The 12,407-nt window shown below is 61.0% G+C and carries 14 protein-coding genes; 7 read left to right on the top strand and 7 right to left on the bottom strand.

The window, feature by feature from the left end; translation table 11 throughout:
• The first annotated feature begins 283 nt into the window (after nt 1-283).
• The 3 genes from JYP46_RS03755 to JYP46_RS03745 all read left to right on the top strand — a co-directional run bounded on the left by JYP46_RS03755 (nt 284) and on the right by JYP46_RS03745 (nt 3,636).
• Entirely contained in the window at nt 284-2,431 is a 2,148-nt protein-coding gene (locus tag JYP46_RS03755; RefSeq protein WP_113154606.1) for a transglycosylase domain-containing protein, read from the top strand.
• An 85-nt stretch (nt 2,432-2,516) separates the two neighbouring features.
• The gene (locus JYP46_RS03750; RefSeq protein ID WP_206547295.1) at nt 2,517-3,101 is read left to right on the top strand and encodes a DUF1214 domain-containing protein; all 585 of its coding nucleotides are present in this window, start codon (nt 2,517-2,519) and stop codon (nt 3,099-3,101) included.
• Entirely contained in the window at nt 3,094-3,636 is a 543-nt protein-coding gene (locus JYP46_RS03745) for a DUF1254 domain-containing protein (RefSeq protein WP_113154604.1), read from the top strand. The genes JYP46_RS03750 and JYP46_RS03745 overlap by 8 nt, the downstream gene beginning before the upstream one ends.
• A gap of 146 nt (nt 3,637-3,782) precedes the next feature.
• Here the strand turns inward: JYP46_RS03745 and JYP46_RS03740 are convergent, their stop codons facing one another.
• Nucleotides 3,783-3,974, bottom strand: a complete 192-nt coding sequence (locus JYP46_RS03740) for a hypothetical protein (protein ID WP_162742256.1) — start codon at nt 3,972-3,974, stop codon at nt 3,783-3,785.
• Between the two features lie 235 nt (nt 3,975-4,209).
• Here JYP46_RS03740 and JYP46_RS03735 point away from each other — a divergent pair, with 235 nt between their 5' ends.
• A complete protein-coding gene (locus tag JYP46_RS03735) occupies nt 4,210-5,124 on the top strand; it encodes a hypothetical protein (RefSeq protein WP_206547294.1) in 915 nt (304 codons plus the stop codon).
• On the opposite strand, the gene JYP46_RS03730 is transcribed toward JYP46_RS03735, so the two are convergent.
• The 3 genes from JYP46_RS03730 to JYP46_RS03720 all read right to left on the bottom strand — a co-directional run bounded on the left by JYP46_RS03730 (nt 5,100) and on the right by JYP46_RS03720 (nt 8,252).
• On the bottom strand, nt 5,100-5,447 hold the full coding sequence (locus JYP46_RS03730) for a DUF1491 family protein (RefSeq protein ID WP_113154602.1): 348 nt from the start codon (nt 5,445-5,447) through the stop codon (nt 5,100-5,102). The two genes, JYP46_RS03735 and JYP46_RS03730, sit on opposite strands and share 25 nt — an antisense overlap.
• Nucleotides 5,448-5,545: 98 nt before the next feature.
• A complete protein-coding gene (locus tag JYP46_RS03725) occupies nt 5,546-6,487 on the bottom strand; it encodes a peptidoglycan-binding domain-containing protein (protein WP_113154601.1) in 942 nt (313 codons plus the stop codon).
• Nucleotides 6,462-8,252, bottom strand: a complete 1,791-nt coding sequence (locus JYP46_RS03720; protein ID WP_222473854.1) for a sensor histidine kinase — start codon at nt 8,250-8,252, stop codon at nt 6,462-6,464. The genes JYP46_RS03725 and JYP46_RS03720 overlap by 26 nt, the downstream gene beginning before the upstream one ends.
• 463 nt (nt 8,253-8,715) lie before the next feature.
• On the opposite strand from JYP46_RS03720, the gene JYP46_RS03715 reads away from it, so the two are divergent.
• Nucleotides 8,716-9,066: a DUF5330 domain-containing protein gene (locus JYP46_RS03715; protein ID WP_206545906.1), complete on the top strand. Its 351-nt coding sequence runs from the start codon at nt 8,716-8,718 to the stop codon at nt 9,064-9,066.
• Nucleotides 9,067-9,128: 62 nt separating this feature from the next.
• The gene (locus tag JYP46_RS03710; protein ID WP_206547293.1) at nt 9,129-9,557 is read left to right on the top strand and encodes a SufE family protein; all 429 of its coding nucleotides are present in this window, start codon (nt 9,129-9,131) and stop codon (nt 9,555-9,557) included.
• A 68-nt stretch (nt 9,558-9,625) separates the two neighbouring features.
• Here JYP46_RS03710 and JYP46_RS03705 read toward each other — a convergent pair whose 3' ends face one another.
• Both JYP46_RS03705 and JYP46_RS03700 read right to left on the bottom strand, forming a co-directional pair.
• A complete protein-coding gene (locus tag JYP46_RS03705) occupies nt 9,626-10,453 on the bottom strand; it encodes a DUF6456 domain-containing protein (RefSeq protein ID WP_206547292.1) in 828 nt (275 codons plus the stop codon).
• 1 nt (nt 10,454) lies between these two features.
• A complete protein-coding gene (locus tag JYP46_RS03700) occupies nt 10,455-10,886 on the bottom strand; it encodes a helix-turn-helix domain-containing protein (RefSeq protein WP_222473853.1) in 432 nt (143 codons plus the stop codon).
• A 205-nt stretch (nt 10,887-11,091) separates the two neighbouring features.
• Here JYP46_RS03700 and JYP46_RS03695 point away from each other — a divergent pair, with 205 nt between their 5' ends.
• On the top strand, nt 11,092-11,454 hold the full coding sequence (locus JYP46_RS03695; RefSeq protein WP_222473852.1) for a hypothetical protein: 363 nt from the start codon (nt 11,092-11,094) through the stop codon (nt 11,452-11,454).
• Nucleotides 11,455-11,665: 211 nt separating this feature from the next.
• Here JYP46_RS03695 and JYP46_RS03690 read toward each other — a convergent pair whose 3' ends face one another.
• Nucleotides 11,666-12,085, bottom strand: a complete 420-nt coding sequence (locus JYP46_RS03690) for a Ros/MucR family transcriptional regulator (RefSeq protein WP_206545903.1) — start codon at nt 12,083-12,085, stop codon at nt 11,666-11,668.
• Nucleotides 12,086-12,407: the final 322 nt, after the last annotated feature.

Raw genomic sequence — 12,407 nt, 5'->3', positions numbered from 1 at the left:
CAGAAGACCCGCCCCGATGCCGCAACTTTGCGACCATGCCTGAAACCTATCAGCGGGCCGTTACGGTGTCAAGAATTTTTTCCTATATTTTGACATAGCCTGCCCCGGCGTTAGCCATCATGCCGGATTTCACTTGCAGAAAACGTTGAAATTCGGCGAAATTTACACAAATTCGCGCTAGGGTGGATATCATAAATGCGTCACACTGCAGGACCATTCTCGGCACATAATCCAATGGCGCGGATGTGATCGGGTTGGCCGCAAATGGCCGGACGGAGGTTGGGTGAATAAGCCGCGCGAAAAACGGCAGACGAAGGCTCCCCGGGCGACCAGACTTCTGGCGCTCGATGCATGGATCGATTCAACGCTCTACGAGGCGGGGTTCAAGCTCGCCGAAATCTGGGAAAGCATAACAATCTTCTCCCGTCGCTTTCGCGTTTACGGTTTCAAACGCGCAACGGTGGAACTGTTTAGCGAAGGCGTCACCCTCGCCGCCGTCGGCTCTGTCGTCATGCTGGGGCTCGCCTTGCCGGCCTTCGAGGAGACCGCCGGAGACTGGCGCGCCCAGGACGATTACGCCGTCACCTTTCTGGACCGCTACGGCAACGAAATCGGACAGCGCGGCATCATCCAGCTCGATTCCGTGCCTGTCGACGAGATGCCCGATCACGTCATCAAGGCCATTCTCGCCACCGAGGATCGCCGCTTCTTCGAGCATTTCGGCATCGACTTCCTGGGGCTTGCCCGCGCCTTCACCGAAAATGTCCGCGCCAATTCCGTTGTTCAGGGCGGCTCCACGCTCACACAGCAGCTTGCCAAGAACCTGTTTCTGACCAATGAGCGCACGCTGGAACGCAAGGTCAAGGAAGCCTTCCTGTCCGTCTGGCTGGAGATGAACCTCTCCAAATCCGAAATCCTGCAATACTATCTCGACCGTTCCTATCTCGGCGGCGGCACATTCGGCATTTCAGCAGCGGCCGATTTCTATTTCGACAAACAGGTCAAGGATATGAGCCTCGCCGAGGCCGCCATGATTGCCGGCCTCTTCAAGGCTCCGGCCCGCTACGCACCGCATGTCAACTTGCCGGCCGCGCGTGCGCGCGCCAATGAAGTGCTCACCAATATGGTGCAGGCCGGTTTCATGAGCGAAGGGCAGGTCCTGTCGGCCCGTTTGCAGCCGGCCACTGCCGTCGATCGCGATGGCGCGGAAGCCCCCGATTACTTCCTCGACTGGGCGTTCGAGGAGGTCAAACGCGTCATTCCCAATGGCACAACCCATTCGCTCGTCGCCCGCACCACGCTTGACCCGGATCTGCAGAAGGCGGCGGAGGAATCGCTGGAATTCCATCTGCGCCAGTACGGCAAGGACTACGATGTCTCCGAAGGCGCCATCACGCTCATGGACACGAACGGAGCCGTGCGCGCCATCGTCGGCGGACGCGACTATGGCGCAAGCCAGTTCAACCGCGCCACCAAGGCTGAGCGCCAGACCGGCTCGTCCTTCAAGCCCTATGTTTACGCCGTCGCGATGGAAAACGGGTTCGAGCCCGATTCCCTCATTTCAGACGGCCCCATCTCATGGGGCAGCTGGTCACCGCGCAATTACGGGCGCAGCTATGCCGGCCGCGTCACCCTTACGCGCGCCCTCATCAAATCCTACAACACCGTGCCGGTTCGCCTGGCGCGCGATCATCTGGGCATCGACCCGATCATCGCGCTGATCAAGTCATTTGGCATCGAATCCCCGCTCAACGGTCACAAGACCATGGTGCTCGGCACCTCCGGCATGACCACGCTCGATCAGGCCACCGGCTATTCCGTTTTCGCCAATGGCGGCTACGCCGACACCCGGTTTGGCATCTCGCAATTATCGACCCATTCGGCCCGGCTGCTCTACGACCATGGCCGCGATGCCTCACCGCCGCGCCGGGTTCTGTCCGAAAAGGCAGCGGCGTCCATGAACCAGATGCTCATCCTTGTGCCCGAACAGGGCACGGGTCGCCGCGCCGCGCTTCCCATGACGCGCTCAGCCGGCAAGACGGGCACCACCCAGTCCTATCGGGATGGCTGGTATGTGGGCTATACGGGCAATTATGTCGCCGCAGTCTGGCTCGGCAATGACGATTTCCACCCCACGCGCCGCATGACTGGCGGCTCCCTGCCCGCCATGGTCTGGCAGCGCATGATGGCCTTCGCCCACCAGAATGTGGAGATCAAGTCGCTGCCCGGCATCGAAGGCCCCATGCGTATCGAAACAGGCGAAGAGCTGGTCGCCAGCGAAGGCGCGGAGGGCGCCAGCCGCAAGCGCGAAGACCTGCCGCTCGCTCTTTCATCGCGCACATCCCGTTTCCTCAGGGAGCTGGCCGGGGACTTCAAAAAAGCTCCGAGCCTCAAAAACCAAAGCGCTCTTGAAACAGTCACCGCCCTGTAATGCCCGGCCCGGCACACTTCAAACCTCTTGAACCTGCGGTTGAAATCAGGCTATCCGGGGCCCTCCGTTTTTTGTCGGGCATCACATGCTGAAGTCTGTTTTCCAGGTGGCAGTGGTTCTGCTCATCGCCCTTGGCGGCGGTGCCGGCACGGCATGGCTTGCGCTGGAATCCACCCGCACGATCGGTTCGAGTGAAATCGGTCCCTGGGTTACATTTCCCAATGAAGGCACCAGCGACGCCGATCCCTATGCACGTGCGCGCAGCGCTCGCCTGGGCACGCTTGCGCTCGGAAACGCAGAAGGCATCGTAATCACCGCCACTCAGGACAGTCTGCGCCGTCCGCTTCTGCGCGAATGCAGCTATATGATCCGTGGCGACATGCCGCCCACCCGGTTTTTCACCCTGCACCTGACGGATCTTGAACGTCGCCCCCTGCCCGCGCCGGCGCGGTTTGCATCCGCACTCCACTCACAGTCCCTGGTCTGGCGACGAAACACCCCCCTGCGCATCATGGTTTCGCCACATGCCCATCCGGACAACTGGATCGCCACCACGGGCCCCGGCCCCATGCGCATAGTTCTGACGCTGGTCGACACCCCGCTGTTTACCGAGTCCAGCGTTGGCGAAACCCGGCTTCCGGTCATCATGCGGACGGGCTGCGATGCTTAGATTTGCGCACCTTGTCCTTCTCGGCCTCTTCGGCGCAGCCGCCGTCCATCTCGCCATCCTGTTTCTGCTACCCGCCTATTCGGAACGGGACATGTGGTCCGCGCTCGCCGCAAAGCACGACCTTTACACATTCACGCGCCTCGGCAAGGACGATGCCAACGCGCTGCTGGCAGAGAAGCAGAATCCATTTCTTGAGGAGGCTGCCTGCCGGTTCGATCTCGAAAACGGCATGACCTGGCTCAGTGCAGAAACCCGCGTGCCCTTCTGGTCTTTCTCGGTCTACGACCGCGACGGAATCAATGTTTTCAATGTAAACGACCGCGGCGCCGAGAATGGAAAACTCGATGCGCTGATCATGAACGCACCGCAACTTCTGGAGTTGCGCAAGGAAATGCCTGAGATGGTGAGCACCTCACTCATTGCCCAGACCGATCTGGACGAAGGCATAGTTGTCGTGCGGGTCTTTCAGCCAGACAAGAGCTGGCGCGCCACAATCGAGCGTTTCTTTCAGGAACTGCGCTGCTCGGCACTTTGAGTTCACGCGCGCGCTCAGGCCCGCTCTCCGGTCCGCCTGTTTGGCCAGAGCAATTCCAGGAAAAGTGGGAGCCGGTTTTCCGTCCGGAATTGCACAAGAACAATGAATGAAAGCGTTTTTGCGATTCGACGAAAAGCGGAAATGCCCTAGCGTTTCGTCACACGCCGGCCGACGCTTTTCGGCTGGTTGCCACCGCTGTCATCCTCCGGCCCCATATCCGGATGCTGCTCATAGCGCACGCCGGGAAAGATGATGATCGCGGCGTCCGAACGGCGCTGCCTCGGCACATTTGCCGAACTCTTTTTTGCTGCTGGTACGAAGCTCAATATCGTTGCCATGACATCGCGTCCCTTTCTGTGACGGAGTGGTACGCAACGCCTCCGTTACTGAGTAAGGCAGCACATGGTTAAGGTTTCGTTACCCCTGACAATCCGTTTCTGAACGGAACTCTAAAGAAACCGGTTAACAGCTTGCTAAGGGAATTCGTGTAATTCTAACCAGGCATCGGGCATTGGCGCGTCCGCCCGATGGCGTTTCATGTAACCATTCGTGTTTCTGGAGGTTTAGGTCTGCGTGTCATCCGCTGTATTCAGGCAACTGGCTTCGGGCGGGGAAGCGCATAGACCGGAGCGCCTGTTCCGTGCTGCCATATCCGCTTTCGTGTCGCTGACGCGACCGACCAGACGCGAGATTGCGCAACTGGACGACCTCGCCCTGCCGCTCTATCCGCTGATCGCCGCAGAGACCCGCCGCTACGCCGCTGCGGTCCTGTCCGATTTCGCAACGCCGCCCCCCGGGCTCCTGCGCAGGCTGACCGACGAGCCGGCGGAAATCTGCGCGCCCCTTCTGGTCCGCTCGCCCGCCCTTTCGGATGTCGATCTCATCGGCCTGATCGCGCGGCACGGGCAGCCCCACGCGCGGGTCATCGGCCGTCGCGCGCACCTCAACCCGGCCATTGCCGCACTCGTGCGCGCATTGTCGGCGCAGGCGCATGATGATGAGCAGACCGCACCGTCCGCCGGAAGCGCCAGCGAGGCTGATGTCCGCGATCGCCTGCGCCTCATCATGAGCGCAGCCAACACACAGGCTCCGGCTGCCCGCCAGCGCATCGACAGGCCCTTGCCGACGCTTGAGACTGCCGGTGCGATACTGCGCGAAGCCGTCTTCTCCAGCGAAAATGGAGCCTTCGAAGCCGCGCTCACAGAGCTTCTGGGAATTTCTTCAGATGCCGCCCGCGAGATCACGGGTTTTCCCACCTATGGCGAACTGATCATCGTCCTGAAGGCGCTCGGCTTTGAGGATGCGGAGGCGTTCCTCCTGACCGCAGCCGTGTTTCCAAAACTGTTCTCACAGCGCAGCGCCATCGGCTTTTTCCTGGAGCGTTACCGCGCCCTGTCTGCCGACAATGCACGGCACAGGCTGCAGAGCTGGCGGGACGGCACCAGCTCGCCGGGCCATGCCGATCAGCCGGTGGCAATCTCGAAATAGCGCTCCGCCTCATCGAGGTTCATGACCTCGATCTCCACAAGCCAGAAATCCGGATCGAACCGACGCTCGCGTTCGAGGCGCTTTTCGATCGCCTCCTCGTCATTCTGCACGATCAGCGCAAACCGGCGCTCATTGGGGCGCGCCTCGTCATAAACGGCCTGGGCCGCCGGCCCATAAAGCGCCTGCTCGCCAAGCCTGTTGCGCAACAGAATGTAGATTGTGCCGGCTTCGCGCGCGCCCTTTTGCAGGACGGTTGCAAAACCACCCTCCGCAAACAGCCTTTTGGTCAGGGCAGAGACCCAGAAATCGCTGGTCAAACGCATAGGCGCATCGGGCTCCTCGCCGCAGTTTCAGCCGTGCAAAACAGACGGCACGGGTAATCCCACGCACACCGCCCCTGTGCAAGGGCCGGTCTGGCCCGTCAATTGGTCAGGCCGACTTCGCGCATCTTGGCAAGGAAAGTGTCATCAGGGCGACCGGTGACCGGCAGGCCGAACAGGCTCTGAAACTCCCGGATCGCCGTCTGCGTGTCCTGGCCGAGGATGCCATCCACCGTGATCGCATCATTGCCGAAGGCTTTCAGGCCCGCCTGAACCCGCATGATGGTGGGATCGGCCTCAACCGCTTCCAGCGCTGCGGTCTGCACGCGCGGCTGCGGCACTTCGGCGGCGGGAACCGGAACGCTTGCCGTCTGCGGCCTTGTGGCCATTGCGGGCTGCGCTTGCGCTGCCTGCGGCTGATAGGCGGGCCGGGGCGTCGGGATTGGTACCACTGTCGGGGTTTGCACGACCGAGGGCGTGCCCGGAGCCTGCTCCGTTGCAGCCGTGGCGTTCGAGAGCCCCAACTGGCGCAGCAGCGCCTCATCGACGACCGGATTGGAATCCAGCCCCACGATGCGCCGATAATTGCCGATTGCCGTGCGCGTGGCCGCGCCCTGCAGACCGTCAATCGTTCCGTGATAGAGGCCGAGATCTTCCAGAACCTTCTGCACCTTGCGCACGACCGGATCGCCGCCCTGAAGAACATCGGGCCGCTGCACCGGTATCGCACCGGTCGTGTCCCGGTCAGGCGCGATCTGGCGCGGCGCCTGGCTCGGCACATCCTCCACCGCAGCCGGGAAGGTCGGCGCAGGCGTCGTTTCAACGAAGACGGGTTCGCGCGTTGAGATCAGCGCGCCGGCGTGAAAATGCGGCTGATACCAGAGCGCATTTGCAGAAACGAAGGAAAACGCCACGGCGAAGGCCGTCGCCCCGCCAACCGCAATCGGGTTGCGGGCGATGGCCATCCCTGCACCGGCCGCACCGGCGCGCAGCAGGGTTCCAAAGGTGACCTCCGGTTCAGGCCGTCTTGCGGTATTCTTCATCGCTCCACTCATCGTCAATCGCCGGTTTGCCGTTACCGGTATTCTGATCCTTGTCCTCGCCGACGCCGACCGGCAGGGAAATGCTCACCCGCGTGCCCTCGCCGGGGGCGCTGTCGATGGTCATGCCACCGCCCTGAAGGCCGACAAGCCCTTTCGCCAGTGCGAGGCCGAGGCCCGTCCCTTCCACATGCCGCGTCTCGTCGGTGCGCACCTGGGCAAACGGCTCGCCAATCCGCTCCAGATCGGCAGCTGCGATGCCCACGCCATTGTCGGAAACGCTGAAGTCCAGCCGGTTTCCTGAACGCTCGGCCAAAACGCTTACCTTGCCGTTCGCATGCGAGAATTTGACCGCATTCGACAGGAGATTGATCAGCACCTGCTGCACGGCGCGCCGGTCGCAATAGACCACGCCAACCGAGTCGGCAATGGCGACCTCGATGTCGATGGACCGCGCCGATGCATCCCCCTGAACGAAGGCAACACTCGGGTCAACCACTTCGCTGAACCGGAAGGCCTCGGGATGAAGCGTGTAGGTGCCGGCCTCAAGCTTGGAGATTTCCAGCGTCGAGTTCACCACCGAGAGAAGATGACCGCCAGCCTCATTGATCAGCCGCACATATTCGCGCTGCTTCTCGTTGGAAAGCTGCCCGAAAATCTCCGAAAGAAGTGTGTCGGAGAAGCCCAGAATGGCATTCAGCGGCGTGCGCAGTTCGTGGCTGACGGCAGCCAGCATACGCTTGCTCTCTACCTTCGCCACACGCGCCTCTTCGCGGGCGCTCGCCAGATCATGCTCCAGCTCGGCCATGCCGGCTTCATCGCGCAGAATGACAACGGCCCCGCCCTCGCCGGCTGCCGACAGGAGTTCGACACCGAACTGGCGGTAACCCGGTGCGCGCAGTGCGCCCTGTTCCACCGGCATGCGCAGGCGCATGCTGATCGTACGCGCCTCGGCGCCTTCATTGATATCGGAGACGGCGCACAGATAGGCGACGCGGTCGGCCACATGAATGCGCTGGAAAAAACCATTGCCGAGAAGAATGTCCGAACGCACGTTCAGAAGAGTTTCAGCCTGGCTGGATGCGTGCATCACATCGCCGGAACGGTTCACGCGAAGCAGCACTGCGCTCATGCGCTCTTCAATGCCGGAGGCTTCGGGAGCCGCATCCGCGTCCGCACGCGCCGGCTCTTTCACGGTGAAGCGAAGGCCAAGCGTTGCAACGTAGATGAGCGGCACGAGCCATTGTGCAGCCGAAGGCGTCACGGAAGGCAGACCACCAAAACCAAGAGTGCCTGCGCCGAAGGAGAGCGCCACCGCGACCGCACCGGCGAAAGCGCCGGTCATCGCCGCGCGACGGGTCCGGGCAATCCAGTAGCATTCTGCGGCCAGCGCCCCGGCCAGCAGCGTCATCGGCGAGGAAACCCCGCCGGCAATCGCGATCAGCGCCGCAACAGCCGGAACAGCCATGACAAGCGCGCCGGCTTCGACGAGCCTGCGCCGTCCGGTTGCCAGAAGCAGGGCAGCCGTCAGCCAGCTCGCGGCGAACACGGCGCTCGCCAGCGCCAGCGTCTGGGCAAAGCCAACCGTCGCGCCAAGAAGCTGCGCCGCAGCGCCTGCAAACAGAAAGGGAGCGGCAAACAGAACGGCAGCAAGCCTGAGCTGATGCGAGCGTTCGGGCCCCTGCTCGACACTCGGATGGATCAGCCCTTCAAATGCTGCCGAAACGGCTGCCAGCCACTCCGGATATGGAGATACTCGTGAACTCAACTCGACGCGCTCTTGTTTGGTCCGTTCGGCGGGTTCTTGTTCCTGAGGAGACTCGCACCGAGCGTTTAAGGAAAGGATAAGCGCAACGGGGAAACGGCCGCCTCAGGCCGCAAAACGCCGATTTCTCGCAGTAGAAAGCCGGCTGAATGTCGTCATGGTTAACGCCGCCTGAACAAAATACGCAGCTCCCCGCCCTCCAGAAAAACAGGCTTTCGCCCTTTGACCATCGCCGACACCTCAATCGGCACAGGCGCTTGGATGGTAAATCAAAGGTTAAGGCGTTTCACAGGCCTTGATGCAAACTTGTCTCGAAGGCAGTCATTTTCGAATGCGAGAGAAATTTGCTTTCAATTTTAGCAAAAATCTCAAGAGCTCCTTGGCCGGACCGTGCAATGGTAATGAAAGGGACGCCCCCTTGAGTTGGATCTTGAGCTAAACGGGGCAGGAAACGGGACTGGACGTCATGGGCTTTCTTATTCGCGCAATCTTCTGGCTTTCGCTTGTTCTGCTGTTTGTGCCGATTGGCGGCGCCGGTAATGATGGCGATGGCGCAGCGCCGCAGATCGGCGCCCTTCAGGCTCTGAGCGCTGCCCGCGATGCGGTCAGCGACATGGCAGGCATCTGCGAGCGCAAACCGGAAGTCTGCGCCACGGGCGTCGCCGCCCTTCAGACCATCGGCGTCCGCGCCCGTGAGAGCGCCCGCATGGCCTATGAGATGATCGAGGAAAGCGGCAGCGAAGCGCCCGACGCGGCAGCCGCTCCCGAAGACACCATCACCACCGGCAGCATTCCCGAGAGCGCCGAGAACCGCTAAGCGCGCCCTTCCTGAAAAGGTTTTGCGTGACGACAGGCCGGACAATCACTATATCCGGCCCAATGAGCACGACGATTGACACCCTCTACGACGACTTCGCCTTTCTGGACGACTGGGAAGAGCGCTATCGCTACATCATCGATCTGGGCAACGGCCTTTCGGCCTACCCGGAGAGCGCGCGGGATGAGGCGCATCGCGTTCGCGGCTGCGTTAGCCAGGTCTGGCTTTACACCGAGCACGCCGATGGCGACGATCCGGTCCTGAACTTCAGGGGCGATTCCGACGCTCACATCGTGCGCGGCCTGGTGGCCATCATGATGCTGCTCTTTTCGGGAAAGCGTGCCAGCGAAATCCTCGCCATCAATGCCGAAGACGTGCTGCGCAAGCTCGGTCTCGACGAGCACCTTACCCCGCAGCGCGCCAATGGCCTGCGCGCCATGGTTCAGCGTATCCGGGATGAGGCCGCCGCCGTAGCTCCCGCAGCGGGCTAAACCTCCTACTAGACTGAAATGCGAAGGCCCACATGGGCCTCCGCGCTGGCGTATCGTTGCGCCACACGTCAGGCGATTTTCGGGCGATAATCCTCAGCGCCCCAGTGAAGAATGGGCTTCTTTTGCGCCGCCGCTCTCCCGGCGTCCCGTGGCGCATAATGGCGGTCGAGCGCGCCAAGCGCCGTCTTCAACACCACCTTCGCTGAACGCACGGGCCAGCCGCGCTCCGTCTCCACCTGCTCGAGCCCTTTCAGGAAGCAGCAGATATCGACGAGAACGCCGGCAAGTTCCGGCCCCACCGCATTGAGCGCCCGGTCCACTCTCTGGCGCGCCGCAAGCGCCGCGTCGGTGAGGTCGGCCCCCTCGCCTGCCCCACCGCTCCTCCTGCCCGCCGAAACCGTCGCCACCCAGTTGGCGCTCATCCGCGGCATAATCTGCCCGCGCGTATAGTCTGCGCGCAGCCTTTCCCCCGCATCGAATTCCGCCTGGTTCAGAAATGGCTGGCCATTGCGCGCCCGCCGGCGGGCAAGCTGGGCGAGCGGCGATTCGCTCAATGTCGCCGACACCACCTCACGCTCCAGCCCCTCGCCAAAGCTTCGCTGTTCGAGCTCCCAGTGCTGCCTGCGAAAAGGTTCCTGACGCGCGCCAAGCCTGCACGCATGTGCGCTTCCCGCCTGCGTCAGCTTCACCCGTTCCCCATCACGAGAGACCAGATCATCACGGCTCAGCCTTTCCAGCACATCTCGCGCGATCGAGATCGTTCCCCGCTCTCCGCCATCCAGAAGCACCGCCCCCGTCTTCGCCCCGCGCTGAAGCCAGGCGGGCCCCTTCTGCAGAAACCTCAACGCCCTCTGAAATTCACGGCGCTGACGCACATCGTCCTTCATCACCGCCATCTCAGCGCACCTCCATATTGCGAAACGCAGCCGAGGTGATCCGCTCCGTCATCAGCACGATCCGGTCGAATTCTTCATCGTCGCGCATGTCCTCGATCAGATGGCACGCATATTGAACCGTGGTCCGGTCACGCCCGAAGCCACGCCCGACCTCGGTCATGTTCAACCCAAGCACAACATGCGCGACATACATGCCGATCTGGCGCACCCGCGTCACGCTGGTGGACGACCGACGGGCCTCGCGCAGCTCGCGCCCGCTCACATTGAACAGCGCTGCGAGGATATCGATGACGCATTCGCAGACGTCGCCCAGCCGCTCTTCGGTGACGGGGCTCAAGCGCCGCGCCAATGCCGGACGCTCGGTCTCCTTGGACACTCCTTCCGGCTCGGCTGCGTCTTGCGGCGGTTTGGTGGAATTTGAAAGCACAGGCATTATCCCTTCCCAAAAAAGAGGAATAAATTCTTATACCCTACACAACCACCAACGCGAACAAAGAGGGAGCGATATTTCCCCATCGATCAATCAAGATATTGAAATACAGACATAAAAATTCTGAGAACCGTTTTTCCAACACAGGTTTATCCCCGCCCGTGCCGCGCGCCCTCATAGTCACCCCAAATCAAGACAGGGATCGACCATGACCGCGATGAAGCAAGAACGCCTTGAGTTCCTTGAAGAAAAGAGAAAACGCCATGAACTGTCACGGCAAACGGCAGCACTGTTCCTCATTGGCGGCATCGATCTTGCCAAAGCGCTACAGACAACGGGCGCTGAACGCACCGCGCTGGTACAACGCCTGAAGCGTCTGATCGAAAGAGAGCGCCTGAAGGGTGTGCGCGGGCACTGGAGCTATGATCTCAACCGACACATCGCTCTAAAACAGGGGCTGGAACGCCTGGCGCCGGAAACACCATGCCCGGCACGAAGAAAATCCACACATCCGCCCGCAGCCATCTCGCTGGGCGCTCGCTCCGTCCCCCGAATTCCCGGAAACGCATGAGAAGCGTCGCATTTTGCGCAACAGGAAAAAGCCCCCCCTGAAACAAATCAGGCGTCGCTGTGGCAGCGACGCCTGAACCTTGAAGCGTGTAATCTCGGCGTAGCCGTTACACTGGATCACCCTGCGCCCAGCCGGGCAACAAAGGATGATCGAAACTTTTATAGAGCAGCCGAACAACCGAAAACCGGATGCCGCCTCTCGGTCCGAAGCTCTAGGTCTCTTTGCGCTTGCGGCCTAAACCCATCTGCTTGGCCAGCTTCGAGCGGGCAACCGCGTAGCTGGGCGCAACCATCGGGTAGTTCGGATCAAGGCCCCACTTCTCCCGATACTGCTCCGGCGTCATGCCGTAATGCGTCATCAGGTGGCGCTTCAGCGATTTGAACTTCTTACCGTCTTCGAGACAGATAATGTAGTCTTCATGCACCGAGCGCTTGGGGTTGACGGCCGGCTTCTGCTTCTCGGCCGGCGGCGCCTCAGGCGTTCCGCTGACACGGCCAAGAGCCGAGTGCACATCAGAGATCAGGTTGGAAAGCTCAGATGCGGGAACCGGATTGTTGCTGACATACGCGGCAACAACGTCCGCAGTCAGCTCTATAAGCATGTTGTCGTTCTTTACAGAATCGTCGTTCATTTCGTTACCTTGCCCCAACGTCATTAAAATTGGTCTCACCTCAAGTCGCCACTCATGAGGTCTCTAAAGGGAGCCAGATGTTTTTGGCATTTCTTGGCCCGACTCCCGATGAGGCAGCAATCTTATGATTACTTTTCTGCTTTCGGTCAACTCACTTTTAAGTCTTATACTAGGCGACACTAGAAGCCGATTGTTTATCTCATCTCAAAAAAATCAAATTCATTCCAAAAATCAGACAAAATTGAGCTTACTGGAAAATTATATCTAAGCCCGCCTTATTAAATTTGAGTATTGAAGCCATGCCTTGTGAGGTATGGACCTG

It is taken from the genome of Nitratireductor aquimarinus, assembly GCF_017255295.1.
Classification (GTDB): domain Bacteria; phylum Pseudomonadota; class Alphaproteobacteria; order Rhizobiales; family Rhizobiaceae; genus Nitratireductor; species Nitratireductor aquimarinus.
Note: the sequence above shows the minus strand (reverse complement) of the source record. Positions and strands in the feature narration are given on the sequence as shown.

Excerpts from the sequence above, each read along its gene's own strand:
- JYP46_RS03750 (WP_206547295.1), top strand. The coding sequence starts at position 2,517 with ATGCTGAAGTCTGTTTTCCAGGTGGCAGTGGTTCTGCTCATCGCCCTT.
- JYP46_RS03745 (WP_113154604.1), top strand. The coding sequence starts at position 3,094 with ATGCTTAGATTTGCGCACCTTGTCCTTCTCGGCCTCTTCGGCGCAGCC.
- JYP46_RS03740 (WP_162742256.1), bottom strand. The coding sequence starts at position 3,974 with ATGGCAACGATATTGAGCTTCGTACCAGCAGCAAAAAAGAGTTCGGCA.
- JYP46_RS03730 (WP_113154602.1), bottom strand. The coding sequence starts at position 5,447 with ATGCGTTTGACCAGCGATTTCTGGGTCTCTGCCCTGACCAAAAGGCTG.
- JYP46_RS03725 (WP_113154601.1), bottom strand. The coding sequence starts at position 6,487 with ATGAAGAATACCGCAAGACGGCCTGAACCGGAGGTCACCTTTGGAACC.
- JYP46_RS03715 (WP_206545906.1), top strand. The coding sequence starts at position 8,716 with ATGGGCTTTCTTATTCGCGCAATCTTCTGGCTTTCGCTTGTTCTGCTG.
- JYP46_RS03710 (WP_206547293.1), top strand. The coding sequence starts at position 9,129 with ATGAGCACGACGATTGACACCCTCTACGACGACTTCGCCTTTCTGGAC.
- JYP46_RS03705 (WP_206547292.1), bottom strand. The coding sequence starts at position 10,453 with ATGGCGGTGATGAAGGACGATGTGCGTCAGCGCCGTGAATTTCAGAGG.
- JYP46_RS03700 (WP_222473853.1), bottom strand. The coding sequence starts at position 10,886 with ATGCCTGTGCTTTCAAATTCCACCAAACCGCCGCAAGACGCAGCCGAG.
- JYP46_RS03695 (WP_222473852.1), top strand. The coding sequence starts at position 11,092 with ATGACCGCGATGAAGCAAGAACGCCTTGAGTTCCTTGAAGAAAAGAGA.
- JYP46_RS03690 (WP_206545903.1), bottom strand. The coding sequence starts at position 12,085 with ATGAACGACGATTCTGTAAAGAACGACAACATGCTTATAGAGCTGACT.